This is a genomic window from Pseudomonas sp. URMO17WK12:I12 (assembly GCF_000514395.1).
GTDB lineage: Bacteria > Pseudomonadota > Gammaproteobacteria > Pseudomonadales > Pseudomonadaceae > Aquipseudomonas > Aquipseudomonas mucoides.
On sequence record NZ_AZVV01000011.1, the window covers coordinates 1 to 26,198 of the forward strand.

The following is a 26,198-nucleotide window of genomic DNA, read 5'->3' on the forward strand; positions in this document are numbered from 1 at the left end:
TGTTAAAGAGCGGTTGGTTAAGATCTTTCGTCTCAACCGAGGCGCGCATTCTACAGCAGCCTCTGTTGCTGTCAAGCGGTTATTTTCAGAAGTTTTCAAAGTTTCGCTTGGAAATCTTTAACAACTTCAACCACCTGCGCTTCCGATCACTCGGTAGCGGGAGGCGAATTCTACAGCGTTACACGCTGCTGTCAACACCTCTTTTTCAACTCCTTTCGCGCTTCGATGACCTGAAGCCGCCTGCTGCCGAAAACTGCGTAACTCTTTGTTTACCAAGGAGTTTTCCGTTTCGACTGCGCCGGAAGTGGGGCGAATTATAGACATCCAGAATCTGCCGTCAACCTTTAATTACGCCTTTCGTACGGAGGGTGCCTTTTTAGCCACTAAACGCGGGATTCGACGGGCAACCGCCGGTACACGCAACACTAATAGCAACGCCCCTATAGAGGCATACAGCGCCCACTCCTTCAGATCGGCGCGAACGATCCACAACATATGCAGCAACCCAAGTCCGAGAATGACATAGACCAGGCGATGCAGCTTCTTCCAGCGCGCACCTAAACGTCGCTGACTGTAGCGATTGGAGGTCACCGCCAACGCCAGCAAACACAGAAAGCCCAAGGTACCGACGATAATGTACGGCCGCTTGCGCAACTCAACCCCCAGCTGCGACCAGTCAAACCCGAGAATGAACGCCGTATAGCCACTTAAATGCAAAACCACATACGCGAAGCACCACAACCCCAACTGCCGGCGCACAGCAATCCACCCCGCCCACCCGGTGAGTTTTTGCAGAGGCGTCATGCTGAGTGTGATGAGCAGCAGAACGAGCGTACCCAACCCCAGCCGATCGACCAGCACTTTGCCCGGATCAGGTCCCAGCACATCCGCCCAGGCCTGATACAACCAAAGCAACGGCCACACTGCTGTCACGATGAAGACGCCAATACGCCAAACCGGAAATCGCATCAGTAGTTCTTCCGCAGATCGAGCCCTGTATAAAGAGAAGCGACTTCATCCGAGTAGCCATTGAACATCTGCGTGTCCCGCACATTGGGCTTGAACAGACCACTGGGCAATCGACGCTCCCGCGCCTGAGTCCAGCGCGGGTGATCAACCGTCGGATTCACGTTCGCGTAAAAACCATACTCATCCGCGGCAATGCTCTGCCAGGTGGTTTTCGGCTGCTCGCTGACCAGGCTGATACGCACAATGGATTTGATGCTCTTGAAGCCGTACTTCCAGGGCACCACCAGACGCAGCGGCGCGCCATTCTGATTCGGCAGTTCACGCCCGTACATGCCCACCGCAAGAATCGCCAATGGGTTCATGGCTTCATCCAGACGCAACCCTTCTACATACGGCCAGTCGATCAGGGCAAACCCGGAGCGCTGCCCCGGCATACTCTTGGGATCTTCCAGGGTTTCGAAACGAATGTATTTTGCCTTGGAGGTCGGCTCGACTTCCTTGAGCAGCGCCGAGATGGGAAAGCCGATCCACGGAATGACCATCGACCAAGCCTCAACGCAGCGAAGACGATAGATCCGCTCCTCCAGCTGATAAGGCTTCATGAAGTCTTCCAGCGCATACCGTCCCGGCTTACCCACTTCGCCATCCACCACCACGCTCCACGGCTCGGTCTTAAGCACGCTTGCGTTGGCAGCAGGATCGCCTTTATCAGTGCCGAACTCATAGAAGTTGTTGTAGTGGGTTGCGTCTTTGAACGGCGTGATCACTTCGTCCCTTACGTTGACCGCGCCCCATTTAGTAGAAGGAAGCTTTTCGGCAAACCAGGAAGGCGCCTTGCCAGCCTCGACATCGGCATAGCGCGCAGCGTCTTCGGCACTCGCCCAGCGCGGCAGGCTACTGACAGCCAAACCGGCAACGGCAGCACCGAGAACACTGCGACGAGATAGATAGAGGGATTCAGGCGTGACGTCCGACTCATGACAGTCAGACGCTTTGGGGACTTTGATCAGCATGGCAACTCCGCAGCATTGGAGAACAGTTGCACCAATAGACTGCGGAGTATGAGGGAAATTACATCACTCGGCGTTTTTGTGCCGACGAAGACGCAACAGGTACTGCACCGGGCCGGAGGCCGCATAAGCGAGGAAAACCAGCAGCAGAATGCGTGGCGGATCACTGAAGACCACGGCAAACACCAGCACCACCGCAAGAATCGCCACGAAAGGTACGCGCCCTTTCAAGTCCAGCTCCTTGAAGCTGTTGTACTTGATATTGCTGACCATCAGCATGCCAGCCGCCGCCACCATCAGCGCAACCAGGAAGGACATCTTCGACCCCTGAATGCCGTAGTCGCTGAACGCCCAGACGATCCCTGCGACCACACCCGCCGCTGCCGGACTGGCCAGGCCGATGAAGTAGCGCTTGTCTGCGGTGCCAACCTGAGTGTTGAAGCGCGCCAGACGCAGCGCAGCGCCAGCCACATAGATGAAGGCGACCATCCAGCCGACCTTGCCCATATCACCCAAGGCCCAGCCAAACGCCAGCAATGCCGGCGCGACGCCAAAGGCGACCATGTCCGACAACGAGTCGTACTCGGCGCCAAACGCGCTTTGGGTATTGGTCATGCGCGCCACGCGGCCATCGAGACCATCGAGCACCATCGCGACGAAAATCGCGATCGCAGCGAAAGCAAAGTACTTGCTCGCATTGACCGAATCACCGGCACTCAACGCGGCCTGGGCACTCATCGAGTTGATGATGGAATAAAACCCTGCAAACAGGTTCGCAGTGGTGAACAGATTCGGCAGAAGATAGATACCACGATGCCGGACTTTGCGGCCTTCAGCGTCATGCCCTTCCTCGATGTGTTCATCGATGGGCAGCAGGCTTTCGGCGTCAGAAGCCTGGTTTGGCTCTTCGGGGCGTTCGCTCATGGACATTACCTTGCAACAGGATGGAAAGTTTTCGACAGGCGTCTGGGACGACGGTTCGGCCACAAACGATGCAGCTTTATACCAGAAGCGGCGTTCCAAACGAAAAAACGCGGCCTAGGCCGCGTTTTTCGTACAGGGTCGCGACTTAGTTTTTGGCTTTGTCGACGATCTTGTTGGCACCGATCCACGGCATCATGGAGCGCAGTTGCTCGCCGATGATTTCGATACCGTGAGCGGCGTTGTTACGACGCTTGGCGGTCATCGAAGGATAGCCGGTTGCGCCTTCGCTGATGAACATCTTGGCGTATTCGCCGTCCTGAATACGTTTCAGGGCGTTGCGCATGGCCTGGCGGGATTCGGCGTTGATCACTTCCGGACCGGTCACGTACTCGCCGTACTCAGCGTTGTTGGAGATCGAGTAGTTCATGTTGGCGATGCCGCCTTCGTACATGAGGTCAACGATCAGTTTCAGTTCGTGCAGGCACTCGAAGTAGGCCATTTCTGGCGCGTAGCCAGCTTCAACCAGGGTTTCGAAACCGGCTTTAACCAGCTCAACGGTACCGCCGCACAGAACGGCTTGCTCGCCGAACAGGTCGGTTTCAGTCTCGTCCTTGAAGGTGGTTTCGATGATGCCGGTACGACCACCACCAACGCCAGCAGCGTAGGACAGTGCAACGTTTTTGGCGTTGCCCGAAGCATCCTGGTAGATAGCGATCAGGTCAGGGATACCGCCGCCTTTGACGAACTCGGAACGCACGGTGTGGCCCGGTGCTTTCGGCGCGATCATGATCACGTCGAGATCAGCGCGCGGAACAACCTGGTTGTAGTGGATCGCGAAGCCGTGGGAGAAGGCCAGGGTGGCGCCTTTCTTGATGTTTGGCTCGATTTCGTTCTTGTACAGGGCAGACTGGAACTCGTCCGGGGTCAGGATCATGACCAGGTCGGCAGCTGCAACAGCAGAAGCAACGTCGGTCACTTTCAGGCCATGAGCTTCGGCTTTGGCAACAGTGGCCGAACCTTTACGCAGACCAACGGTAACGTCAACGCCGGAGTCTTTCAGGTTGCACGCTTGAGCGTGACCCTGGGAACCGTAACCGATGATGGCAACTTTCTTGCCCTGGATGATGGACAGGTCGCAGTCTTTTTCGTAATAAACTTTCATGAAATTCCCCTATATATCCAGGCCGTTCAGGCCATTCGCTAATTTGGTTTAGATGCTGAGTACTTTGTCGCCGCGAGCAATACCGGTTACGCCGCTACGGACGGTTTCCAGAATCGACGCAGTGCCAATGGACTGAATGAAGCTGTCGAGCTTGTCGCTGGTACCGGTCAGTTGAACGGTATACACGCTAGCGCTGACATCGACGATCTGCCCACGGTAAATATCGGTGGTGCGTTTGATCTCGGCGCGCTGGGCGCCGGTGGCCTTGACCTTGACCAGCATCAGTTCGCGCTCGATGTGAGCACTCTCCGACAGGTCGACCAATTTGACCACTTCGATCAACTTGTTCAGGTTCTTGGTGATCTGCTCGATCACTTCATCATGGCCAACCGTGGTCAGCGTCAGACGCGACAGGGTCGGGTCTTCGGTTGGCGCCACGGTCAGGCTTTCGATGTTGTAGTTGCGCTGCGAGAACAGGCCGACTACACGAGACAAAGCGCCCGGTTCGTTTTCCAGAAGCAAGGAAATAATGTGTCGCATGATTAAGTACGCTCCGTCTTGCTCAGCCACATATCGCGCATGGAGCCGTCTTTGATCTGCATCGGATAGACGTGCTCGCTGGTGTCGACTGAAATATCCAGCACGACCAAGCGATCCTTCATGGCGAACGCCTCTTCCATCTGCGACTTCAAATTTTTCGAGTCAGTGATGCGCACGCCAACGTGACCATAAGCTTCTGCCAGCTTGACGAAGTCAGGCAGCGATTCCATGTACGAGTGCGAGTGACGGCTGCCGTAACTCATGTCTTGCCACTGGCGAACCATACCCAGAACACCGTTGTTCAGGATGACGATTTTGACCGGCAAGCCATATTGCAGACAGGTGGACAATTCCTGAATGTTCATCTGGATGCTGCCCTCGCCCGTCACGCAGACGACGTCGGCATCCGGGAAGCTCAACTTGATGCCCATGGCCGCCGGAAAACCGAAGCCCATGGTGCCCAGGCCACCGGAGTTGATCCAGCGATTAGGCTTGTTGAACTTGTAGTACTGCGCGGCGAACATCTGGTGCTGGCCCACGTCCGAAGCGACATAAGCATCGCCCTTGGTGACTTCGCACAGGGTTTCGATCACGGTCTGCGGCTTGATGACGCTGCCGTCGCCCTTGTCGTAAGGGAACAGGCCAGCATCACCGCGCCACTCGTCAACTTGCTTCCACCAGCTGGCAACGGACTCCTTGTTCGGGGTCTCGCCGATTTCCTTGAGGATCGCGACCATTTCGGTCAGGACGCTCTCGACCGGGCCGACGATAGGTACGTCTGCCTTGATGGTCTTGGAGATCGAAGCCGGATCGATGTCGATGTGAATGATCTTGGCATTCGGGCAGAACTTCGCCGGGCCGTTGATCACGCGGTCATCGAAACGCGCGCCGACCGCAAGGATCACGTCGGCGTGGTGCATCGCCAGGTTTGCGGTGTAGCTGCCGTGCATGCCGAGCATGCCGATGAACTGACGGTCAGTGCCAGGGTAGGCACCCAGCCCCATCAGGGTATTGGTCACTGGCAGGTTGAGCATCTTCGCCAATTCGGTCAGCGGCGCGGAGCCACCACCGAGAATCACGCCACCGCCGGCGTACATCACCGGACGCTTGGCCGCCAGGAGCATTTCTGCCGCCTTGCGGATTTGCCCGGAGTGACCGCGAACGGCTGGGCTGTAGGAACGCAGCTTGGCCTTTTTCGGGAAGATGTATTCGTACTTCTCGGCCGGGTTGGTCATGTCTTTCGGAATATCGACAACGACCGGGCCCGGACGACCGGATTGCGCCAGGTAGAAGGCTTTCTTCATGACTTCCGGAATTTCCGACGCGTGCTTGATCATGAAGCTGTGCTTCACGATCGGCCGGGAGATACCGATCATGTCGGTTTCCTGGAATGCGTCGGTGCCCACCATGCTGCTAGGCACCTGGCCGGAAATGACCACCATCGGAATCGAGTCCATATAGGCGGTGGCAATACCGGTGATGGCGTTTGTTGCGCCAGGACCGGAAGTCACCAGTACCACGCCGGCTTTACCGGTGGCACGGGCATAGCCGTCAGCCATATGGGTAGCCGCTTGTTCGTGACGAACCAGGATGTGGGTCACTTCCGGTTCTTTGAACAGGGCATCGTAAACATGAAGAAGAGCACCACCCGGGTACCCGTAGATATATTTGACGCCTTCGTCACGCAAGAAGCGGACGAGCATCTCACCGCCAGATAAAAGCTCCACGTTGTTCACCTCTAAAACGCCAGAATACCGCCCACATAAACGGGGACGGGTCTTAATAGGTTTACTTCTCAGCAGAGCATGAGCGACGGTGGTCGCCGACTACGTCAGCACTGACTGAGCAAGTATTGGGATCGTCCCAAGTGTTGCGGGCCTTTCCCACCCAGCGCGAGGTAACGCGTTGCGGGTGTAACAGGTCGGCGCGGATGTGCGCCTCATGATCTGCTGAGTGGGTCTGCTTCTGGCAGTCCCTCTACAGCGGACTTTGGATTCTTCTGTTTCGTCCCCTGCAAGTCAAGTCGTCTATGTGCTTTATTGAAGTAAGCACATGAGAAAGCAAGAAAAAATCGCCAAACAGCGACTGTGTTAGCTTCGATTGCGCAACTCATGACAAGGAAATGGCATGCGAACGATCTTCTTCATGGTCAGCCTGCTGATCAGCCCTTTGTGCACAGCCGCCCAGATCTACAAATGGGTCGATGCCCAGGGCGTGACTCACTTTGACGCACAACCACCCCAAGGCCAGCAGGCCACCACCGTGGTGACGCCCTCCTCTGCCGTGAGCCAACCGGCCACGGTGCCCGGCAGTAAAGCCATCGGCAATCAGCAGGACATCGACAACACGGTGAAAAAACAGGTCGCCGAACAGCAGGCCCAGCTCAAGGCATTTTGCATGCAGGCACGCACAAATCTGGCGCAACTGCAGAACAATCCGCGACTTCGGGAGGATGTGGAGGGCGAAATGCGTCGCCTGACCGATCAACAACGTCAGGAACGCATCAGCGAAACGCAGAAACAGATTGCGCAGAACTGCCAGTAAGCACTGGCAGTTTCCGATTCAGCGGGAGGCGGTGATCAGCAGATCGAACTCTTTGAGCAGCACTTGCAGCTGTCGATCCTTGCCCTGGACATCACGGGCGGCGAAGACCATTTCGGCCATCTCCTGAATCCCGGAGGCGGTGGGTAACGGCAGGTCCTGCTCGAGGAGCATCTTCATCCGGGGCAGGAAGATCCATTGCAGCCACTGCTCGAAATCCAGCGTATCGACCGAAAACGGCTCGACGCTGGAAAGCGCTTCAGCGGAGGGCGAGACTTCATCCCACCACCCCTGCACCCGCAGTTCACGCTCAATCAGCAGCAACTGCTCGGCAATCTTCGGGAAGCGCGCGTCCATCACAGCGAAACCTTGGCCTTCTGACGGGCCAATGCTGCGCCGGCAGAATCACCTTGCTTCTCGCGTGCCTGGGCGATCAATTCCCACAGGCTGGCCTGAAGGTCCGGACGGCCATTGGCAAACGTCAGACCACGTCGAGCGAATTGTTCAGCCTGCGGCGCATCGCCTTGGGCCATGCGCACCTGAGCCAGACGATAAAGCACTTGCGGCTCACGCGGTGCAACGCGCTGGGCACGCTCCAGGCTGGACGAAGCACCGTTGAGGTCGCCGCTCGCCTGTTGCTGCTGAGCCGTGGTCAACAGCGCCAGCACCGGACCATCCAGCTGCTCGTCGGCTGACAGACCGCCGGCGTTTGCCGAAGGAATCCCGCTCGGCGTCGACGGCATGCTGTAGCTGCCCTGATTTATCGGTGCCGACTGGACCGGAGACGTGTCGATCGGACCCGGAGTGATCGGGCCTGGCGTGATCGGCGAAGTGCTGATCGGTGCCGAGGAGACAGCGCCGCCACCCGGGACCATCACTACCACACCGGTATCGCCTTGCGGGATCGCCTGGGTTTGCGATTGGGCTTGCGCAGGACGCTTCACGGTCGACTTGCGGAAACCGCCATTCGCCGAAATCCGCTCACTGTTGGACACAGCCGTGCCGGAGTCTTCAACCGGAATCGAACCGCGTTGTACGGTGGAGCAACCGCTGAGCAACGCCACGGCGGCAACCGCTGGTATCAACCACTTGTTCACGTAAATCCCTCTTTGCTTAATTCATCCAGCCCTTGACCCAATCCATCACCGTTTCGCCGGAAGCAGGGCTTTCGCCACCGCAAGCCGCACCGGGAGGTGGCTCGCTGCCGCGAATATACGGCATCTGTACGGCGCCTGGGCAGTTGGCGTCGGAGCCTTGCCCGGTACGCGAATCGACCCAGGCCTGAACCACATTATCCGGCTGCGGCATGTCCAGCGGCAGCGGATCGGCTTTGCGCATGAAACTGGTCCAGACTTGCAACGCACCGGTCGCGCCGGTGAACGGCGTCTTGCCGTTGTCATCACGGCCTAGCCAGACCACCGCCAGCAAGTCCTGACTGAAACCGGCGAACCAGCTGTCTCGCGAGTCGTTACTGGTACCGGTCTTGCCGGCCAGTGTCAGGGTTTTCGGCAACACGTTATAAACCGAACTGCCGGTACCTTCACGCATGACCCGTTGCATGGCGCTCTGGATCAGGTAAATGGACGCCGGATCAAAACGCTGCTCGATCTGGAACGGATAACGCTTGAGCGGTTCGCCCTCAGCGGTCAAAACGCTACGAATCCCGCGCATCGGCGTATTGAAACCACCGTTGGCCAGCGTCTGGTACATGGTCGCCACTTCAATCGGCGTCATGCCACCTGCGCCCAGCAACATCGACGGGAATGCCGGGAATTCTCGGGTCACGCCCAAGCGAGCGAGGGTCTTGAGGACATTCGGTACACCCACTGCCAGGCCAAGACGCGCGGTCGACAGGTTGTAGGAATGCGCCAGCCCCTGATAAAGGAACACCGTCCCGTGGGAACGACGATCGTAGTTCTGTGGTTTCCAGACCTGACCGTCCGCGCCTTTGACCGAGAAGGATTCGTCCGACAGCCAACTGGTCAAGGTGTACTGGGTAGGTTTCTCAAGGGCCGTCAGATAAACCGCCGGCTTGATCAACGACCCCACAGGTCGCACCGCATCCAGCGCACGGTTGAAGCCGGCGAAACTCGCCTGGCGACTGCCGATCATGGCCTGAACCTCTCCGGTTTCCGGGTTGGTCACGACCATCGCTGCTTCAACGTCATCGGAACCCTTGCGACCCGACAGACGCTTGAAGGTGTCGTTGACGGAGGCTTCGGCTTTCATCTGCAGAATCGGGTCGAAGCTGGTGAAGATCCGCAGGCCTTCTTCGGTCAAGTCTTCGTCACGGTAGTCTTCGCGCAACTGGCGTTTAACCAGATCGAGGAAACCCGGGAACGAGCTGTCGGCCAATTTGCCGCGTGTCGTCACACCCAGTGGCATGTTCTTCGCCGCAGCAACTTGTTCAGCGGTGGCGACGCCCTGCTGTTCAAGGACGTCGAGCACCAGGTTGCGTCGTTCAAGCGCACGCTCGGGATTGCGACGCGGGTTGTAATAGGAAGGCCCTTTGACCATCCCCACCAGCAAGGCAACCTGATGCAATTTCAGTTCGGACAATGGCTGTCCGAAGAAGAACTGGCTGGCCAGACCGAAACCGTGCACCGCGCGCTGGCCGTCCTGACCGACGAACACTTCGTTGAGGTAAGCCTCAAGAATTTCCCGCTTGTCGTAATGCAGCTCAAGCAACATCGCCATCATGGCTTCGGTGAGCTTGCGGGTCAGGCTGCGTTCGCTGGTCAGGTAGAAGTTCTTGACCAACTGTTGGGTCAGCGTACTGCCGCCCTGGGTCATCTTGCCGCCAGAGGTGTTGACGTAGACCGCTCGGGCAATCGACTTCGGCGACACGCCCCAGTGGCTATAGAAATCCCGGTCTTCCACGGCGACCAGGGTCTCCAGCAGATACGGCGGGACCTGGTCGATTTTGATCAGGATGCGGTCTTCGAGGTTTTTCGGGTAAATCCCGCCGATCAGCAGCGGCTCCAGGCGCACCACCGACAGCTTCGAACCGTTCGTCGCCGAAAGCTCGGCGACATAGTCGCCGGAGAAACGCACGCGCACAGGCTGGGGCTTTTCCAGGCCTTCATAAAACTGGAAGCCGCGGGTATTCAAGTCCACGGTATTGCCGTTGACCGCCGCAGCGCCGGGACCATTGCTCACGCTTTCGCGGCGGTAGCCCAGGGCGTCGAGCTCGGTGAGGAAGTCTTCCTTGCTCAGCTTCTGGCCGGTAAACAGCTCCAGCGGGCGCGCATATACCTTGGCCGGGATCGTCCAGCGCTTGCCGGAAAACTTTTCCTGGACGATAGCGTCGAGGTAAACCGCGAATCCGGCGAGCACCACGAGGCCGACCAGACTGAGTTTAAGGGCCCAACCCAGCCACGGGCTAAGGCCCCTGGAAGGTGGTTTTTTTGGAGTGCGGGGGGATCGAGTACGAGTCATGGCGGCGGATTATACGCACTTTATTGATACTCAACAGACGCCCTCCGAGGTTTGCGTCAGGCGGACTTGCGGCCATAATGGCGGCCTTGAATTTTCCCCAGTCTTTGAAGGATCGCCTGTGAGCCAGTCCCTGATCGCCGCTCTGCAAAACCCGGCCCTCTACCCGCATCCGGTAGACGGGTTCCAGGTCATCGAAACCCATATTTCCTGGGTCATCCTCACAGGCCCCTTTGCTTATAAAGTGAAGAAGCCGGTGAACTTCGGCTTCCTCGACTTCACCAGCCTCGATGCCCGCGAGCATTTCTGCGGCGAAGAACTGCGTTTGAACCAGCGCCTGACCAACGATTTGTATCTGGAGGTGTTGCCAATCACCGGCAGCGCCGAAGCCCCTCAATTCGGTGGCGATGGCCCGGTCGTTGATTTCGCCCTGAAAATGCGTCAATTCCCACAAAGCCAGTTGCTCAGCACCCTGCAGGCCAATGGCGAACTGACCACCGCGCACATCGACGAGATGGCCGCGCAGATTGCTCAGTTCCATCTCAACGCGCCGAAAGTGCCTGCCGAACACGACGCCGGCACCCCGGACAGCGTGATGGCCCCGGTACGCCAGAACTTCGAGCAGATCCGTCCGTTCCTCAGCGACAAGGCCGACCTGGTGCAACTCGACGCCCTGCAAGCCTGGGCCGAAAGCAGCTTCGAACGCCTCAAACCACTGTTCGCCCAGCGCAAGGCCGAAGGCTTCATTCGTGAATGCCACGGTGATATCCACTTGGGCAATGCCACCGTGATCGATGGCAAGGTCGTGATTTTCGACTGCATCGAATTCAACGAACCGTTCCGTTTCACCGACGTCTACGCCGACACCGGTTTCCTGGCGATGGACCTGGAAGACCGTGGTTTGAAATGCCTCGCACGCCGTTTCGTCAGCCAATACCTGGAGCTGACCGGCGACTATCAAGGCCTTGAACTGCTGAACTTCTATAAAGCCTACCGCGCATTAGTTCGCGCCAAGGTCAGCCTGTTCAGCATGCCCGCCGAAGCCGATCCGGTGCAGCGCGCCACGACCCTGCGCCAATACCGCAACTACGCCAACCTGGCGGAAAGCTACAGCACCATTCCTTCGCGCTTCATGGCGATTACCCACGGCGTGTCCGCTGTCGGCAAAAGCCACGTGGCCATGCGCCTGGTCGAAGCGCTGGGCGCCATTCGCCTGCGCTCGGATGTAGAACGCAAACGTCTGTTCGGTGAACAAACCGTAGCGAATGATCCACAGGCCGGCATTTATAACGCAGACGCCACTGCCGCCACCTACAGCCGCCTGCATGAAATCGCCGGAATCATCCTGCGCGCCGGTTTCCCGGTAGTGATCGATGCCACTTACCTCAAGCGCGATCAGCGTGACGGCGCGGCGAAAATTGCCGAGGCCACCGGTGCACCGTTCCTGATCCTCGATTGCCATGCGCCGCAAGCTGTCATTGAGAGCTGGCTGGCCCTGCGTCAGGCAGACAAAAAGGATCCGTCCGACGCCAACCTGGCCGTTATCGCAGCCCAGCAAGCCAATCGTGAAGCGCTGACACCCGCTGAGATTCTGTGCAGCAAGCGAGTCCAGACCAATGAAAGCGGGACCCTCGACACCGTTGTTGCGCAAATCCGCCAACGCATGCCAGGCCTGTAAAAACTATTTCAGCCGTGACGCCTTCCCTGGCTTCACGGCTGTCAAATAGTGGCACTATACTGGCGTCATAAAACCATCAGGTGATGCGACATGAGCCAGCCCAAACTTCTCGACACCCCGCTGTATGCCTTGCTGCACAAAGACGACATCGCAGGATTCAACAATGAGCGGCCCAAAGACGGACCTATCGACATGGCCGGTGGCGATTTCCGTGGCCTGGACTTGCGTGAACTGAATGCCGATGGCGTCGACTTCACTGATGCTTATTTCCGCTCCGCCGATTTGCGCGGCATCGATTTTCGCAGCGCACAGCTGGAAGGCGCCAGCCTGGCCCATGCACAGATCTCCGGCGCCTACTTCCCGGCAGAGCTGAGCGCGGACGAGATCCTGATGTCGATGAACTTCGGCACACGCCTGCGTTATCGCACTCGCTAAAAACGACGTCTTAGCCTGACACGTCCAGCGCCCCCGCTTTGCGCTGGATGCCGTGCGATCGCCCGAAAACCGACTTCTGACGCCCCTTCCCTACCCGTCTTTGCCTCGTCCTCTTAGAAGCTTTTACGTCGAAACCGACCAAACAATCACGCTTTTCCTACTGATGGCTACACTCCTGAGAAGCTCGCCCACGCACCGTTCGGCCGTCGCAAGGAGGCTTGATGAATGATGAACTGCAACACCTGAAGAATCTTGGCAAGACGTCGGCGCAGTGGCTGCATGCCGTGGGCATCCACAGCGCCTCGGATTTGCGTCGCCTCGGGGCGGTGGATGCTTATCGGGCCGTGCGTACGCGCGGGTTTCGGGCGTCAAAGGTGTTGTTGTATGCGATCGAAGGTGCACTGATGGATGTGCACTGGAACGACATTCCGGCCGAGCGTAAAGAAGCCTTGAACAAACAGCTGGAAGCGATTTCCTCGCGCCACAAGGCTTGATGGCATTGGCTTTGAACCGAATTGACGGGGCATCTCAAAGAAACTGAAAAACAGCGGTTGACATGGTAATGAGAATCGCTATGATTACCACCAACTGGTCGCGAGACTGGTCGATATTTGAAAAGCCCTTGGTTCGGACTCTCAGATATCTCCTCATCAGGCTAATCACGGTTATTTGACCCGGCTCTTGCCGGGTCTTTTTTTGCCTGCGCCTTTTTACCTGTGAAAGCACCGGTCGTTACTTGCCGAATTGCTTGCGCATCTGTGCACAGTAATCCTGAGGCGGCGAAGCAGGCGTGTACCAGACGTAATCGGCCATTGCCGCTGTCACCTCCGCCCCCTGCTCTGCCAGCAGCAACACCGTCGGCGCTGGCGCCTGCCCCAAATCCAGCACATGGATCGGCACACCCACGTCCTTGCGCGCGTGATAGGCACCGGCAAACAGCAATGAAGGCGTTGGAGCCGCCAGCAAGTGCTCGGCCATTCGCCGGTCTCGTTGCTGCTGCACGGCCAACATGGCGGGCATCTGTGAAGTGGGCAGCAAACCGCAATGGGAGTCGCTGATCTCTGCCAGCAACTCATCCTTGACTGCTGCCGCATTGGAGCGCGAGCCAATCAATGCCGGAGGTTTGGCGTAGACCGCACGAACGTCGAGGTTGTCCAGGTTGGCCGCAAGCAGCGGATAGGGCTGAGTCAGCGCAAAACGCACGATGGGACCGTAAAGCGCCCAGTCCCACCCTTCCTGCCAAGCCAAGGCAGCTGGCAAATTGGACGGTGGCGTCGGCGCATGGCGAACATCATCAACCCGCGACTGCTGATCCGGCGTCAGCATTTCAAGGAGCAAACTGCCTTGCGGCCGTTGCTCACCCAGTGACTGCAACAACCACAGTTCCAGCTGATGGTGATCGCGATTGTCATGCTGCTCGCCGACGATCAGCCGCGAAGGCTTGGCCAGTCGCTCAAGCAGTTCCTGCGCGGTCAGGACCTGACCGTTTCGCAAGTCGCGGATTTCACCGTTGACCGACGGTGGCACCGCAACATGCTGGCAGGCACTCAAGAGCAGTACGGCCAGCAGCAAAATCCCACGCATGTTCACCTCGATGACAGTCTCAGCGGGCGATGATCAGCGGATGCCCACGCTCCGGATGCTGCTGCACTAACACTTCCAGCCCGAACACGGCTTTGAGCGGCTCGGGTTTCAGGACCTGCTCCGGCGTGTCCAACGCCACCGGTCGCCCGCCCTCAAGCAGCAACAGACGATCACAATACCGCGCCGCCAGGTTCAGATCATGCAGGATGACCAGCACCGCCGCGCCGCGATCGGCAAATTCGCGCACCGCTTGCAGGGTGGTGTGCTGATGCAGCGGGTCGAGCATCGAGGTCGGCTCATCGAGCAACAGCGTCTGCCCCGCTTCACCCGGCCAGAGCTGCGCCAGCACTCGGGCCAAATGCACCCGCTGACGCTCGCCGCCAGACAAGGCCAGATAGCTGCGACCACTCAGGTGACTGGCATCGGCGGCGTGTAGCGCGGCAGCGACAATCTCGTCATCGCGCACTCGCCCACTTTGATGGGGCAAACGCCCCATGCCCACCACTTCTTCGACGCGAAAGGCAAAGTCCAGGGTCGACACCTGCGGCAGTACCGCCAGTCGCTGCGCGCGCTGCGGTGCGGCCCAGTGACGCAATTCGCGATCATCGAGCCAGACGCTTCCATGATCGGCATGCAACTCGCCGCACAAGGCACCGAGCAAGGTACTTTTGCCGGCGCCATTGGGACCGAGCACGCCCAGCACTTCGCCCGGTCGAAGCTCAATCGTGATGTCCGACAGCACGGTCTTGGCGCCACGACGGATGTGCAGGTTCTGCGTGCGCAGCATCAGGCGCGCCTCCGGAGCAACAAGAACAGGAAAAACGGCGCACCGATGAAGGCCGTAACAATGCCGATCGGCAGTTCGGCCGGCGCCAGGGCCAGTCGCGCCACCAGATCGGCAAACAACAGAAGACTCGCACCGGCGAGCACAGAAGCGGGCAGTAACACTCGGTGATCAGGACCGGCAAGCAAACGCACGAGGTGCGGAACCACCAAACCGACAAACCCGATCATCCCCGCCGCTGCCACCGCCGCGCCCACACCCAGCGCTGTACAGAACACCAGTTCGCGCTTGAGCCCTTCAACATCGATGCCCAGATGACCGGCCTCCGATTCCCCCAGCAACAACGCATTCAAGGCCTTGGCCCGACGCGGCAACCAGAGCGCCACAGCCGCGCTGACCAGCAGCAACGGCCAGAGTCGCGCGTAACTGGCGCCATTGAGACTGCCCAGATTCCAGAACGTCAGCGTACGCAGGGTCGCGTCGTCGGCCAGATAGGTGAACAAACCCACCGCCGAGCCCGCCAGTGCGGTCAATGCGATACCGGCCAACAGCATCGTCGCGACGTTGGTCTGGCCGTTGCGCCGGCCCAGTCGATACACCAGCGCAGTCACCCCGAGCCCACCGAGAAACGCACACACCGATAACAGATAAGGCCCGAAGGACTCAGGCAAACCGCCAAACGCCGAGCCGCCAACAATGGCGATGGCGGCACCCAATGCCGCGCCGCTGGACACCCCTACCAACCCCGGATCGGCCAGCGGGTTGCGAAACAGGCCCTGCATTGCCACACCGGAGAGCGCCAGCACGCCCCCCACCGCCAACCCCAGCAAGGTTCGCGGCAGGCGAATTTGCCCGACGATCAATTCGGCTTGCTCCAGCCCATCCGGAGCAATCGGCAATCCGGCCAGGCGCAATGCAGCGTGCAAGGTGTCGAGCAACGGCAGACTGACCGGCCCCAGCGCCAGCGACAGCCAGATCGCCAGCACACACAGAAGGCTCAGGCCAATGAACAACGTACGAGGCTTAACCAGGACGGTCATTGGCTGGCCGTGCCAGGAAAGAAACCGTCAGACAGCTTTTTGAGGCTGTCCGGCAACCGTGGCCCCAGCCCGCCCACCAGCAACGTCGGATCCAGTTCCATGACCCGTCCGTCCTTCGCCGCACGCGTCGAGGACAGCATCGGGTTTTCCTTGAACAACGCGGCACGCGCCGCATCACCCGTCAGCGCCCGGTCGGAAAACACCAGCACCTCGGGGTCGAGGCTGATCAGCGACTCGACAGAAAACGGTTTGTAGCCGGTATGCGTGGCCAGGTTGTGGCCGCCGGCCTGGCGCAGCAACCAATCGGCGGCGGTGTCCTTGCCCGCGATGAGCTGTTTGCCGCCCGCATGCCCGAGTAGCAACAGCACACCCGGTGATGGTTGCGTCAGCTGCGCCTTGGTCACGCGGATTTTTTGCTGATCGAGTTGCTCCTGATAACGCTGGTACGCCTGAACAGCCTGCTCTTCAGCCCCCAGTAACTTGCCCAAATGCTGCAAATTGCCCTGCAATGTCGGCAAATCCGGCTGCGCCGAGAACAACTCGACCTGCACCCCCGCGTTACGAATCTGCGAGAGCACGGGCGGCGGACCCATTTCTTCGGTGCCGATGAGGATCTGCGGGCGTAAGCTCAAGATACCTTCCGCCGACAATTGCCGCTGGTAGCCAATGCTGGGCAGCGCCTTGAGGCTTTCAGGGTGCTGACTGGTGGTGTCGACGCCGACCAGTTTCGATTCGCCGCCCAGCACGCTTACCCACTCGGACAACGCGCCGCCGGCACTGACCCAACGTTGCGGTAACTCGGCCGCTGCAGCGTGGTGACTGACAAGGAGTCCGACACAGAGCACAGCAACGCGGGTACTCAGGCGCATAAACAGCTTCCTTCATAGTTTTCCCAGGCATCGAGATGACAGGCCAAGTATCCTTGGCCACTGGCACCTGCACCCGACGGGCAAGACGGCCATTTGATAATTGTTTGCATTTGAACGTCAAGCTCGGACTTATCCGGTCACGAGACGCTGGACTAGAGGATAGACATGAAGTTTCTTTGTACAGGCGCCGAATTGGCTGACGCCAGCAGTCGCGGTTTCGACATCGACGGGCAGAAGCTCTTCGCCGTACGCCGGGGCGGCCAGGTCTACGTCTACATCAATCGTTGCCCGCACCGTGGCGTCGGCCTGGAATGGACGCCAGACAGCTTTCTCGACCCCAGCAACAGCCTGATCCAGTGCGCCACCCACGGCGCACTGTTTCTGATCGAAGACGGCGAATGCGTTTCGGGCCCCTGCGCCGGTCAATCACTGACCGCCGTGCCCTGCCGCGAAGATGCGCAAGGCCTCTGGGTCAGACTTTAACTGTCGAGCAGCACGTCCAGACGTCGGTCGACGACCATCTCTTCATGGCTCAAACGCACGCCATAAGCCAGCACCTCGACCCCGCACGTCACCGCCTCACGCAAGGCTGCCGCGTAGGCCGAATCGATTTCTGCTGCAGGACGCACCGCGTCGATGCCGGTCAGGTTGACGCAATACAACTGCACCGCACGAATCCCGTCCCGGGCCAGGTGCGCCAATTCGCGCAAATGCTTGGCCCCGCGCAGGGTCACTGCGTCCGGAAACGCCGCTACCGACGACCCGTCGAAACCCAGGGTGACGCTTTTGACCTCTATATAAGCCGGGCCGCCGGGGTATTCGAGACGAAAATCGATGCGGCTGCTTTCCTGTCCGTAGGCGACTTCACGCTTCAGTTCAGTAAACCCGTTCAGCTCACTGATGACACCGGCACGCAGCGCCTCTTCGATCAACCCGTTGGCGCGGGCGGTGTTCACGCAAAACAAGCGCCCTTGCGGGGTTTCACCGACTTCCCAGGTGCCGGGTAACTTGCGCTTGGGGTCGTTTGAGCGGCTGAACCAGACTTGCCCGCCTTCGACCTGGCAATTGAGCATCGAGCCGGTGTTGGGGCAATGAATGGTCAGCAACTCGCCGCTAACGGTTTCGATATCGGCGAGAAAACGCTTGTAACGACGGATCAGGCGACCTTCTTCGAGGGGAGGATGAAAACGCATCAGCCTTGCCAGCTCTTCAGCCCGCGAGCAATGCGCTCGACCGCTTCCTGCAAGCGCGGCAGGCTTTGGGTGTAGGCAAAACGCACGTGGTGCCCGGCCTGATAACGCCCGAAATCCAGCCCTGGGGTAATGGCCACGTGTTCGATTTCCAGGAAGTGCCGGCAGAACGCGAAGGCATCTCCGCCGAACTTGCTGATATCGGCGTACAAATAGAACGCGCCTTCCGGCTCCACGGCAATCCCGAAACCCAACTCGCGCAGGGCCGGCAGGAGGAAATCGCGACGACGACCAAATTCAGCGCGGCGCTCTTCCAGAATGCTGATGGTCGCCGGCTCAAAACAGGCCAGAGCGGCGTGCTGAGCCATGCTCGGCGCGCTGATGTAGAGATTTTGCGCGAGTTTTTCCAGCTCGCCGACGGCCGCTTCCGGCGCCACCAACCAGCCGAGGCGCCAACCGGTCATGCCGAAATACTTGGAGAAGCTATTGAGCACGAACGCACTGTCATCGACTTCCAGCACGCTGGCGGCGTCGGTGCCGTACGTCAGGCCGTGATAGATCTCGTCCACCACCAAGTGGCCGTGACGAACCTTGATCGCCGCAGACAGCCCCGCCAGTTCGTCGCGGGTCAGGATGGTCCCGGTCGGATTGGCCGGGGACGCCACCAACGCACCGACGCTGTCGTGGTCCCAATGCCGGGCGACCAGATCAGGGGTCAGCTGATAACGCACGTCCGGACCGACTGGAACCAGCTGCGCCGCGCCTTCCACCAGTCGCAGAAAATGCCGGTTGCACGGGTAGCCCGGATCCGCCAACAGCCAGTGCTTGCCCGGATCCACCAGCAAGGCGCTGGCCAGCAACAAGGCGCCCGAACCGCCGGGGGTGATGAGGATTCGCTGAGGGTCAATGTTCAACCCGTAACGTTGCTGATAAAAATTGGAAATCGCCTCGCGCAACTCGGGAATGCCCCGCGCCGCGGTGTAACGGGTCTTCCCCGCCGTCAATGCGGCCTGGCCGGCCTGGATGATCGGCTCGGCGGTGGTGAAGTCCGGCTCGCCGATTTCCAGGTGGATCACGTCGTGGCCGGCGGCCTGCAATTCATTGGCCCGCGCCAGCAGCGCCATGACATGGAAAGGTTCGATCGCACGACTGCGAGCACTGTAGGACTGGGCCATTAGCCTTCCTTCGACGGGAAAAGAACCAATTCTACCCAAGCGCAGGAACGAGCGAGAACCTAAAGCGGTCAGACGCCTTAGAACCCTGACCATAAACGACTCAAACGAGTACCCCAGGTTTGACTAAAATCAATATTTGATCAGGCCTCCAACACCACCAGGCAAGGCTTTGCAATGATTTGCAAGCCCCGCGGGCCACTACCTCGACATCCGGGAGTAGCGCGCCCCGATTTGATCTGGTAAGTTCGCCCGCTTGCAGCCGCAGGGCCGGCAGGTGTCGGTGATGGAGCAATCCTGCGCAATGGATTACAAGAGTAGAGGCGGTCTATTTCATGTCCACCCAAGCAAAGCAGCAAACCACGACGATCAGCGGCTTCGAACCCTACAAAGAAGTCAAGGGCGAGGAGTACATGGGCAAGCCCATGCGCGCTCACTTCACCAAGATCCTGAACAAGTGGAAACAGGACTTGATGCAGGAAGTCGACCGTACGGTTGATCACATGAAAGACGAAGCGGCCAACTTCCCGGACCCGGCAGACCGTGCCAGCCAGGAAGAAGAGTTCAGCCTCGAACTGCGTGCCCGCGACCGCGAGCGCAAGCTGATCAAGAAGATCGACAAGACGCTTCAGCTGATCGAAGACGAAGAATATGGCTGGTGCGAGTCCTGCGGCGTCGAGATCGGCGTCAAGCGACTGGAAGCCCGCCCTACCGCCGACATGTGCGTTGACTGCAAGACCCTGGCGGAAATCAAGGAAAAGCAAGTCGGCAAGTAATATCGACTTGAACGAAAAACGGAGCGTGCGAACGCTCCGTTTTTGTTTCTGATATTTGCCATGGAGAGAAACCTGTAGAAGCGAGCCTGCTCGCGAAAGCGGTGTACCAGCCAACAATAATGTTGGCGCTGACGAGCCCTTCGCGAGCAGGCTCACTCCTACAGGGACTCGCGCACGACCAGAGATGTAACATTCGTCCATGAACGCCACGACTTCCACTCCCTACATCGGGCGCTTCGCCCCCACGCCCAGTGGCCATTTGCATTTCGGTTCGCTGGTCGCTGCCCTGGCCTCGTACCTCGACGCTCGCTCGGTGGGGGGGCGCTGGCTGATGCGCATGGAAGACCTCGACCCGCCACGGGAAGAACCCGGCGCACAGGCAGCGATTCTCAAGGCACTGGAGAGCTACGGTTTCGAGTGGGACGGTGAAATGGTTCGTCAGAGCGACCGCCACGAGGCTTATGCCGAAGTGCTCAATCGCCTGTTCAGTCACGGCCTCGCTTACGCCTGCACCTGTTCGCGCAAACAACTGGAGCCGTATCACGGCATTTATCCGGGACTGTGCCGCAACGCCGGCTACGGCACCGAAGACGCGGCCATTCGCCTGCGCGTACCCGAGCTGGAATACCACTTCATCGACCGCGTGCAAGGCGAATACCGCCAGCATTTGGGCCGAGAGGTCGGCGATTTCGTCATTCGCCGCCGCGACGGGCTCTACGCCTATCAACTGGCCGTGGTGCTGGACGATGCCTGGCAAGGCATCACCGACATCGTGCGTGGTGCCGACCTGTTGGACTCGACACCGAGACAACTCTATCTGCAAGAGTTGCTCGGCCTGCGCCAACCGCGCTACCTGCACATCCCGCTGATCACCCAGCCCGATGGCAACAAGCTTGGCAAGTCCTACCGCTCGCCACCGTTGACCGAAGATCAGGCAACGCCTTTATTGCTACGGGCATTGCGCGCACTCGGGCAAAAACCCGGCACCGAACTGGCTTACGCCAGCCCACGGGAAGTGTTGAATTGGGGCATCGCGCACTGGGATGCGTCGCTTATCCCGCGCACACTGAACCTGCCCGAGGCGCAACTGCAGTGATCGCACTTGCAGTGGCGCGCCCATCCGTTACCATCGCCGCACGTTTTCGGGCACGCGCATAAAAAAGAGAGGCCGGGATGTACATCTATCGCTTGGTCCTGCTCCTGGTAGTGGGGATTTATCTGTTTTCCCCGGCCATCATGGATTGGTGGATCGACGCCACTGGCGCCTGGTATCGCCCTTATCTGCTCTGGCTGATTCTGATCGTCGTGACCTTCATCCTGCAGAGCCAAAAAGATGCCGATGAGCTTTAGCCTGACCCAGATGATCCTGATCAGCGCTGCCTACCTGGCGGTGCTGTTCGGCGTGGCCTGGGTTAGTGAACGGGGCATGATTCCCCGGGCGATCATTCGCCACCCGTTGACCTACACCCTGTCATTGGGCGTCTATGCCAGTGCCTGGGCGTTTTACGGCACGGTGGGCCTGGCCTATCAGTACGGCTACGGCTTCTTGTCCAGCTACCTCGGGGTCTCCGGCGCATTTTTGCTGGCGCCGGTGCTGCTGTACCCGATCCTGAAAATTACCCGGACCTATCAACTGTCGTCGCTGGCCGACCTGTTCGCGTTCCGGTTCCGCAGCACATGGGCCGGCGCACTGACCACGATTTTCATGCTGATCGGTGTATTGCCCCTGCTGGCCCTGCAGATTCAAGCGGTCGCCGACTCCATCGGCATCCTCACCCGCGAACCGGTGCAGCATCGGGTCGCCCTGAGCTTCTGTGCACTGATTACCCTGTTCACCATCTTCTTTGGCTCGCGCCACATCGCGACCCGCGAGAAACATGAAGGCCTGGTGTTCGCCATTGCCTTCGAGTCGGTGATCAAGCTGATCGCCATCGGCGGCGTCGGCCTGTATGCGTTGTACGGCGTGTTCGACGGCCCTCAGCAGCTGGAACTGTGGCTGCTGCAAAACCAGACCGCCCTCGCCGCTCTGCACACGCCGCTGCAAGAAGGGCCGTGGCGCACGCTGCTGCTGGTGTTCTTCGCTTCGGCGATTGTGATGCCGCACATGTATCACATGACTTTTACCGAAAACCTCAACCCGCGCTCGCTGGTCAGTGCAAGCTGGGGCCTGCCCCTGTTCCTGCTGCTGATGAGCCTGGCAGTGCCGCTGATTCTCTGGGCCGGACTGAAACTCGGCGCCACCACCAATCCCGAATACTTCACGCTCGGCATCGGCATCGCCGCCAACAGCAAGGCCTTGGCACTTTTGGCGTACGTCGGCGGCCTGTCGGCAGCAAGCGGCTTGATCATCGTCACCACCCTGGCGCTGTCCGGGATGGCCCTGAACCACCTGGTGTTGCCGCTCTATCAGCCACCGGCCGAAGGCAACATCTACCGCTGGCTGAAGTGGACCCGCCGCGCCCTGATCGTCGCGATCATCATGGCCGGCTACGGTTTCTACCTGCTGCTGGGTGCAGAACAGGATCTGGCCAACCTCGGCATCGTCGCGTTTGTCGCCACGCTGCAGTTTCTGCCGGGTGTCCTGTCGGTGCTGTACTGGCCGACCGCCAACCGCCGCGGCTTCATTGCCGGTTTGCTCGCCGGGATTCTGGTGTGGCTGGTGACCATGCTGTTGCCGCTGGTAGGCAATCTTCAGGGTTTCTACATCCCGCTGCTGAACATGATCTACGTGCTGGACGACACCAGTTGGCACATGGCGGCGATTGCCTCGCTGGCCGCCAACGTACTGATGTTCACCCTGATCTCGCTGTTTACCAACGCCAGCCCGGAAGAAGCCAGCGCCGCCGAAGCCTGCGCCGTGGATAACGTGCGTCGCCCGCAGCGCCGAGAATTGCACGCCGCGTCCCCGCAGGAATTCGCCACGCAGCTGGCAAAACCCTTGGGCGCCAAAGCGGCGCAGAAAGAAGTCGAACAGGCGCTGCGTGATCTCTACCTGCCGTTCGACGAGCGCCGGCCTTACGCCTTGCGCCGCCTGCGTGACCGCATCGAAGCCAACCTGTCCGGCCTGATGGGCCCGAGTGTGGCGCAGGACATGGTCGAAACCTTCCTGCCCTACAAGGCCGGCGGCGAGAACTATGTCACTGAAGACATTCACTTCATCGAAAGTCGCCTTGAGGATTACCACTCGCGCCTGACCGGCCTGGCCGCCGAACTCGATGCCTTGCGCCGCTACCACCGCCAGACCTTGCAGGAACTGCCGATGGGCGTCTGCTCACTGGCCAAGGATCAGGAAATCCTCATGTGGAACAAAGCCATGGAGGAGCTGACCGGGATTGCCGCGCAACGCGTGGTCGGTTCGCGCCTGAGCACCATTGCCGATCCGTGGAAAGAACTGCTGCAAGGCTTCATCAATCTGCCGGACGAGCATTTGCACAAACAGCACCTGGCCCTCGACGGCCAGACACGCTGGTTGAACCTGCACAAAGCAGCGATCGACGAACCGCTGGCGCCGGGTAACAGCGGCCTGGTGCTTCTGGTGGAAGACCTGACCGAAACCCAGATGCTCGAAGACAAACTGGTGCACTCCGAGCGTCTGGCCAGCATCGGACGACTCGCGGCGGGTGTGGCCCATGAAATCGGCAACCCGATCACCGGCATCGCCTGCCTGGCGCAGAACCTGCGCGAAGAACGCGAAGACGATGGCGAGTTGAAGGAAATCAGCGGGCAGATTCTCGAGCAGACCAAACGCGTGTCGCGCATCGTCCAGTCGCTGATGAGCTTCGCCCACGCCGGCAGCCACCAGCACAGCGATGAGCCCGTCTGTCTGGCCGAAGTGGCGCAGGATGCCATCGGTTTGCTGGCCCTGAACCGACGCAATTTCGAAGTGCAGTTCTATAATCTGTGCGACCCCGATCACTGGGTCGAAGGCGATCCGCAGCGACTCGCCCAAGTACTGATCAACCTGCTCTCAAACGCCCGCGACGCCTCGCCTCCAGGCAGCGCAGTGCGCGTGAAAAGCGAAGCCGGCGAACACACGGTCGACCTGATCGTGGAAGACGAAGGCAGCGGTATTCCGAAGAACATCATGGACCGATTGTTCGAACCTTTCTTCACCACCAAGGATCCTGGCGAAGGCACCGGTCTGGGCCTTGCACTGGTCTATTCCATCGTTGAAGAGCATTATGGACAAATCACCATCGACAGCCCGGCTGATGTACAAAGCCAACGCGGCACCCGTATCCGGGTGACCTTGCCGCGTCATGTCGAAGCGACGTCCGCTGTGAACTGAGACCGTCGAGAGTATCGAATCAATGCCGCACATTTTGATCGTCGAAGACGAAACAATTATCCGCTCCGCCTTGCGCCGCCTGCTGGAACGTAACCAGTACCAGGTCAGCGAAGCCGGTTCAGTGCAGGAAGCACAAGAACGCTTCACCATTCCCACGTTCGACCTGATCGTCAGTGACCTGCGTCTGCCAGGCGCTCCGGGCACCGAGTTGATCAAACTCGGCCAGGGCACGCCGGTGCTGATCATGACCAGCTACGCCAGCCTGCGTTCGGCGGTCGACTCGATGAAGATGGGCGCGGTGGACTACATCGCCAAGCCTTTCGATCACGATGAAATGCTCCAGGCTGTCGCCCGCATCCTGCGTGATCGGCAATCGTTGCCGGCCGGTGGCGAAATGCCTGCTGGCAAAGCCACCAACGGCGCGGCGAAAGCGGGCGTCGACAACAGCAACGGCGAAATCGGCATCATTGGTTCGTGCCCGCCGATGCAGGACCTTTACAGCAAAATCCGTAAAGTCGCGCCGACCGATTCCAACGTGTTGATCCAGGGCGAATCCGGCACCGGTAAAGAACTGGTGGCGCGTGCCCTGCACAACCTGTCCAAGCGCGCCAAGGCGCCGATGATTTCGGTGAACTGCGCGGCCATTCCGGAAAGCCTGATCGAGTCCGAGCTGTTCGGTCACGAAAAAGGTGCGTTCACCGGCGCCAGCGCCGGGCGAGCCGGCCTGGTGGAAGCAGCGGACGGTGGCACGCTGTTCCTCGACGAGATCGGCGAACTGCCTCTGGAAGCCCAGGCCCGTTTGCTGCGCGTGTTGCAGGAAGGCGAAATTCGCCGTGTGGGTTCGGTTCAATCGCAAAAGGTCGATGTACGTTTGATCGCCGCGACGCACCGGGACCTCAAGAGCCTGGCGAAAATCGGCCAGTTCCGTGAAGACTTGTATTACCGCCTTCACGTCATCGCCCTGAAACTGCCTGCCTTGCGCGAGCGTGGTGCGGACGTCAACGAAATCGCCAATGCCTTCCTGGCGCGACAGAGCGCGCGGGTCAACCGCACCGATCTGAAATTCGCCCCGGATGCCGAACAGGCGATTCGTCATTACTCTTGGCCCGGTAACGTTCGCGAGCTGGAAAACGCTGTCGAGCGCGCGGTGATCCTGTGCGAGAGCCCGGAAATTTCTGCCGAGCTGTTGGGTATCGACATCGAATTGAGTGGCCTGGAAGAGGACGAGTTCATCGGCCTGGCACCGCAACAGGGCAACAATGGCAGTAACACCAGCCATGAGCCGACCGAAGACTTGTCGCTGGAAGACTATTTCCAGCATTTCGTCCTCGAGCATCAGGACCACATGACCGAAACCGAGCTGGCGCGCAAACTCGGGGTCAGCCGCAAATGCCTGTGGGAGCGTCGTCAGCGCCTGGGCATCCCGCGGCGCAAGACCGGGGTCGCCAGCGAAAGCTGAATGTCACCTGTCCGAGGTGTGGGTAACACGTGACTTCGTGAAAAAACTGTTACCCCAGATTTTTCACGTAACAGAAGCCGGGGCTTACGGTAACGAAGCCCCGGCTTTTTTTGGCCTCCAAAAACCCCACGGACCGACCTAACCCCTTGTTTTACTGGGGTTCGCAAAAGTTGGCACGCACCCTGCTATATGTTTGGTACAAGAACAATAACAAGCAATGCATAACATAATAAAAATAAGACGAATCGACTCACGCACAATAAAAACAAGACGGCGAGAGGCGCAGCTAACTGATTCTTTTGGAGAGGCGTTGTATTTGGGGCTTGCCCCACGACCAGGCCG

At 59.4% G+C, this 26,198-nt stretch carries 25 protein-coding genes; 10 read left to right on the forward strand and 15 right to left on the reverse strand.

Annotated features, from left to right (window positions below):
* Positions 1 to 348: 348 nt before the first annotated feature.
* The 6 genes from msrQ to D882_RS0115765 all read right to left on the reverse strand — a co-directional run bounded on the left by msrQ (position 349) and on the right by D882_RS0115765 (position 6,332).
* On the reverse strand, positions 349 to 969 hold the full coding sequence (gene msrQ / locus D882_RS0115740; RefSeq protein ID WP_027924134.1) for a protein-methionine-sulfoxide reductase heme-binding subunit MsrQ: 621 nt from the start codon (positions 967 to 969) through the stop codon (positions 349 to 351).
* Complete coding sequence (gene msrP, locus D882_RS0115745; RefSeq protein ID WP_027924135.1) at positions 969 to 1,982, reverse strand: protein-methionine-sulfoxide reductase catalytic subunit MsrP; 1,014 nt, start codon at positions 1,980 to 1,982, stop codon at positions 969 to 971. The genes msrQ and msrP overlap by 1 nt, the downstream gene beginning before the upstream one ends.
* A 63-nt stretch (positions 1,983 to 2,045) precedes the next feature.
* Positions 2,046 to 2,903: a CDP-diacylglycerol--serine O-phosphatidyltransferase gene (gene pssA, locus D882_RS0115750; RefSeq protein WP_007948646.1), complete on the reverse strand. Its 858-nt coding sequence runs from the start codon at positions 2,901 to 2,903 to the stop codon at positions 2,046 to 2,048.
* Between the two features lie 145 nt (positions 2,904 to 3,048).
* On the reverse strand, positions 3,049 to 4,065 hold the full coding sequence (ilvC, locus tag D882_RS0115755) for a ketol-acid reductoisomerase (RefSeq protein ID WP_007948647.1): 1,017 nt from the start codon (positions 4,063 to 4,065) through the stop codon (positions 3,049 to 3,051).
* 48 nt (positions 4,066 to 4,113) lie between these two features.
* Positions 4,114 to 4,605: an acetolactate synthase small subunit gene (gene ilvN / locus D882_RS0115760; protein ID WP_003176102.1), complete on the reverse strand. Its 492-nt coding sequence runs from the start codon at positions 4,603 to 4,605 to the stop codon at positions 4,114 to 4,116.
* Positions 4,606 to 4,607: 2 nt separating this feature from the next.
* Positions 4,608 to 6,332 (reverse strand): acetolactate synthase 3 large subunit, encoded by a 1,725-nt coding sequence (locus D882_RS0115765; RefSeq protein ID WP_027924136.1) that lies wholly within the window; start codon positions 6,330 to 6,332, stop codon positions 4,608 to 4,610.
* Positions 6,333 to 6,732: 400 nt separating this feature from the next.
* Between D882_RS0115765 and D882_RS0115770 the strand changes: the two genes are divergently transcribed.
* A complete protein-coding gene (locus tag D882_RS0115770; RefSeq protein ID WP_027924137.1) occupies positions 6,733 to 7,149 on the forward strand; it encodes a DUF4124 domain-containing protein in 417 nt (138 codons plus the stop codon).
* An 18-nt stretch (positions 7,150 to 7,167) separates the two neighbouring features.
* On the opposite strand, the gene D882_RS0115775 is transcribed toward D882_RS0115770, so the two are convergent.
* From D882_RS0115775 to mrcB, 3 genes are read right to left on the reverse strand one after another with little or no spacing between them, the layout of a single operon-like run.
* Positions 7,168 to 7,503, reverse strand: coding sequence for a YqcC family protein (locus D882_RS0115775; RefSeq protein ID WP_027924138.1), 336 nt, complete (start codon positions 7,501 to 7,503; stop codon positions 7,168 to 7,170).
* Complete coding sequence (locus D882_RS0115780) at positions 7,503 to 8,243, reverse strand: tetratricopeptide repeat protein (RefSeq protein ID WP_027924139.1); 741 nt, start codon at positions 8,241 to 8,243, stop codon at positions 7,503 to 7,505. Before D882_RS0115780 ends, D882_RS0115775 begins: the two co-directional genes overlap by 1 nt.
* 16 nt (positions 8,244 to 8,259) lie before the next feature.
* On the reverse strand, positions 8,260 to 10,584 hold the full coding sequence (gene mrcB / locus D882_RS0115785) for a penicillin-binding protein 1B (RefSeq protein ID WP_027924140.1): 2,325 nt from the start codon (positions 10,582 to 10,584) through the stop codon (positions 8,260 to 8,262).
* Between the two features lie 118 nt (positions 10,585 to 10,702).
* On the opposite strand from mrcB, the gene D882_RS0115790 reads away from it, so the two are divergent.
* From D882_RS0115790 to D882_RS0115800, 3 genes are all read left to right on the forward strand, one after another.
* The gene (locus D882_RS0115790; RefSeq protein WP_027924141.1) at positions 10,703 to 12,259 is read left to right on the forward strand and encodes a bifunctional aminoglycoside phosphotransferase/ATP-binding protein; all 1,557 of its coding nucleotides are present in this window, start codon (positions 10,703 to 10,705) and stop codon (positions 12,257 to 12,259) included.
* Positions 12,260 to 12,349: 90 nt separating this feature from the next.
* Positions 12,350 to 12,694 (forward strand): pentapeptide repeat-containing protein, encoded by a 345-nt coding sequence (locus D882_RS0115795; protein ID WP_027924142.1) that lies wholly within the window; start codon positions 12,350 to 12,352, stop codon positions 12,692 to 12,694.
* Between the two features lie 221 nt (positions 12,695 to 12,915).
* Complete coding sequence (locus D882_RS0115800) at positions 12,916 to 13,188, forward strand: TfoX/Sxy family protein (RefSeq protein WP_007948654.1); 273 nt, start codon at positions 12,916 to 12,918, stop codon at positions 13,186 to 13,188.
* Between the two features lie 238 nt (positions 13,189 to 13,426).
* Here D882_RS0115800 and D882_RS0115805 read toward each other — a convergent pair whose 3' ends face one another.
* From D882_RS0115805 to D882_RS0115820, 4 genes are read right to left on the reverse strand one after another with little or no spacing between them, the layout of a single operon-like run.
* The gene (locus tag D882_RS0115805) at positions 13,427 to 14,278 is read right to left on the reverse strand and encodes a ChaN family lipoprotein (RefSeq protein WP_027924143.1); all 852 of its coding nucleotides are present in this window, start codon (positions 14,276 to 14,278) and stop codon (positions 13,427 to 13,429) included.
* Between the two features lie 19 nt (positions 14,279 to 14,297).
* The gene (locus D882_RS0115810; RefSeq protein WP_027924144.1) at positions 14,298 to 15,065 is read right to left on the reverse strand and encodes a heme ABC transporter ATP-binding protein; all 768 of its coding nucleotides are present in this window, start codon (positions 15,063 to 15,065) and stop codon (positions 14,298 to 14,300) included.
* Entirely contained in the window at positions 15,065 to 16,048 is a 984-nt protein-coding gene (locus tag D882_RS0115815) for an iron ABC transporter permease (protein WP_177327618.1), read from the reverse strand. The genes D882_RS0115810 and D882_RS0115815 overlap by 1 nt, the downstream gene beginning before the upstream one ends.
* A 50-nt stretch (positions 16,049 to 16,098) precedes the next feature.
* Positions 16,099 to 16,971: a hemin ABC transporter substrate-binding protein gene (locus tag D882_RS0115820; protein WP_027924146.1), complete on the reverse strand. Its 873-nt coding sequence runs from the start codon at positions 16,969 to 16,971 to the stop codon at positions 16,099 to 16,101.
* 165 nt (positions 16,972 to 17,136) lie between these two features.
* Here D882_RS0115820 and D882_RS0115825 point away from each other — a divergent pair, with 165 nt between their 5' ends.
* Entirely contained in the window at positions 17,137 to 17,454 is a 318-nt protein-coding gene (locus tag D882_RS0115825; protein WP_027924147.1) for a Rieske (2Fe-2S) protein, read from the forward strand.
* Here D882_RS0115825 and sfsA read toward each other — a convergent pair.
* Together sfsA and D882_RS0115835 are read right to left on the reverse strand one after the other, a co-directional pair.
* Entirely contained in the window at positions 17,451 to 18,164 is a 714-nt protein-coding gene (gene sfsA / locus D882_RS0115830; protein ID WP_027924148.1) for a DNA/RNA nuclease SfsA, read from the reverse strand. The genes D882_RS0115825 and sfsA overlap by 4 nt on opposite strands.
* Complete coding sequence (locus D882_RS0115835; RefSeq protein WP_027924149.1) at positions 18,164 to 19,336, reverse strand: pyridoxal phosphate-dependent aminotransferase; 1,173 nt, start codon at positions 19,334 to 19,336, stop codon at positions 18,164 to 18,166. Before D882_RS0115835 ends, sfsA begins: the two co-directional genes overlap by 1 nt.
* 332 nt (positions 19,337 to 19,668) lie before the next feature.
* On the opposite strand from D882_RS0115835, the gene dksA reads away from it, so the two are divergent.
* From dksA to D882_RS0115860, 5 genes are all read left to right on the forward strand, one after another.
* Positions 19,669 to 20,109 carry an RNA polymerase-binding protein DksA gene (dksA, locus tag D882_RS0115840; protein WP_027924150.1) on the forward strand — a complete coding sequence of 147 codons (441 nt, stop codon included), beginning with the start codon at positions 19,669 to 19,671 and terminating at the stop codon, positions 20,107 to 20,109.
* Positions 20,110 to 20,308: 199 nt separating this feature from the next.
* Positions 20,309 to 21,205 (forward strand): tRNA glutamyl-Q(34) synthetase GluQRS, encoded by an 897-nt coding sequence (gene gluQRS / locus D882_RS0115845; RefSeq protein ID WP_027924151.1) that lies wholly within the window; start codon positions 20,309 to 20,311, stop codon positions 21,203 to 21,205.
* 77 nt (positions 21,206 to 21,282) lie between these two features.
* Complete coding sequence (locus D882_RS1000000132695) at positions 21,283 to 21,459, forward strand: hypothetical protein (RefSeq protein WP_003176118.1); 177 nt, start codon at positions 21,283 to 21,285, stop codon at positions 21,457 to 21,459.
* Positions 21,443 to 24,397: a sensor histidine kinase gene (locus D882_RS0115855; RefSeq protein WP_027924152.1), complete on the forward strand. Its 2,955-nt coding sequence runs from the start codon at positions 21,443 to 21,445 to the stop codon at positions 24,395 to 24,397. Before D882_RS1000000132695 ends, D882_RS0115855 begins: the two co-directional genes overlap by 17 nt.
* A 22-nt stretch (positions 24,398 to 24,419) precedes the next feature.
* Positions 24,420 to 25,856 carry a sigma-54 dependent transcriptional regulator gene (locus D882_RS0115860; protein WP_027924153.1) on the forward strand — a complete coding sequence of 479 codons (1,437 nt, stop codon included), beginning with the start codon at positions 24,420 to 24,422 and terminating at the stop codon, positions 25,854 to 25,856.
* Positions 25,857 to 26,198: the final 342 nt, after the last annotated feature.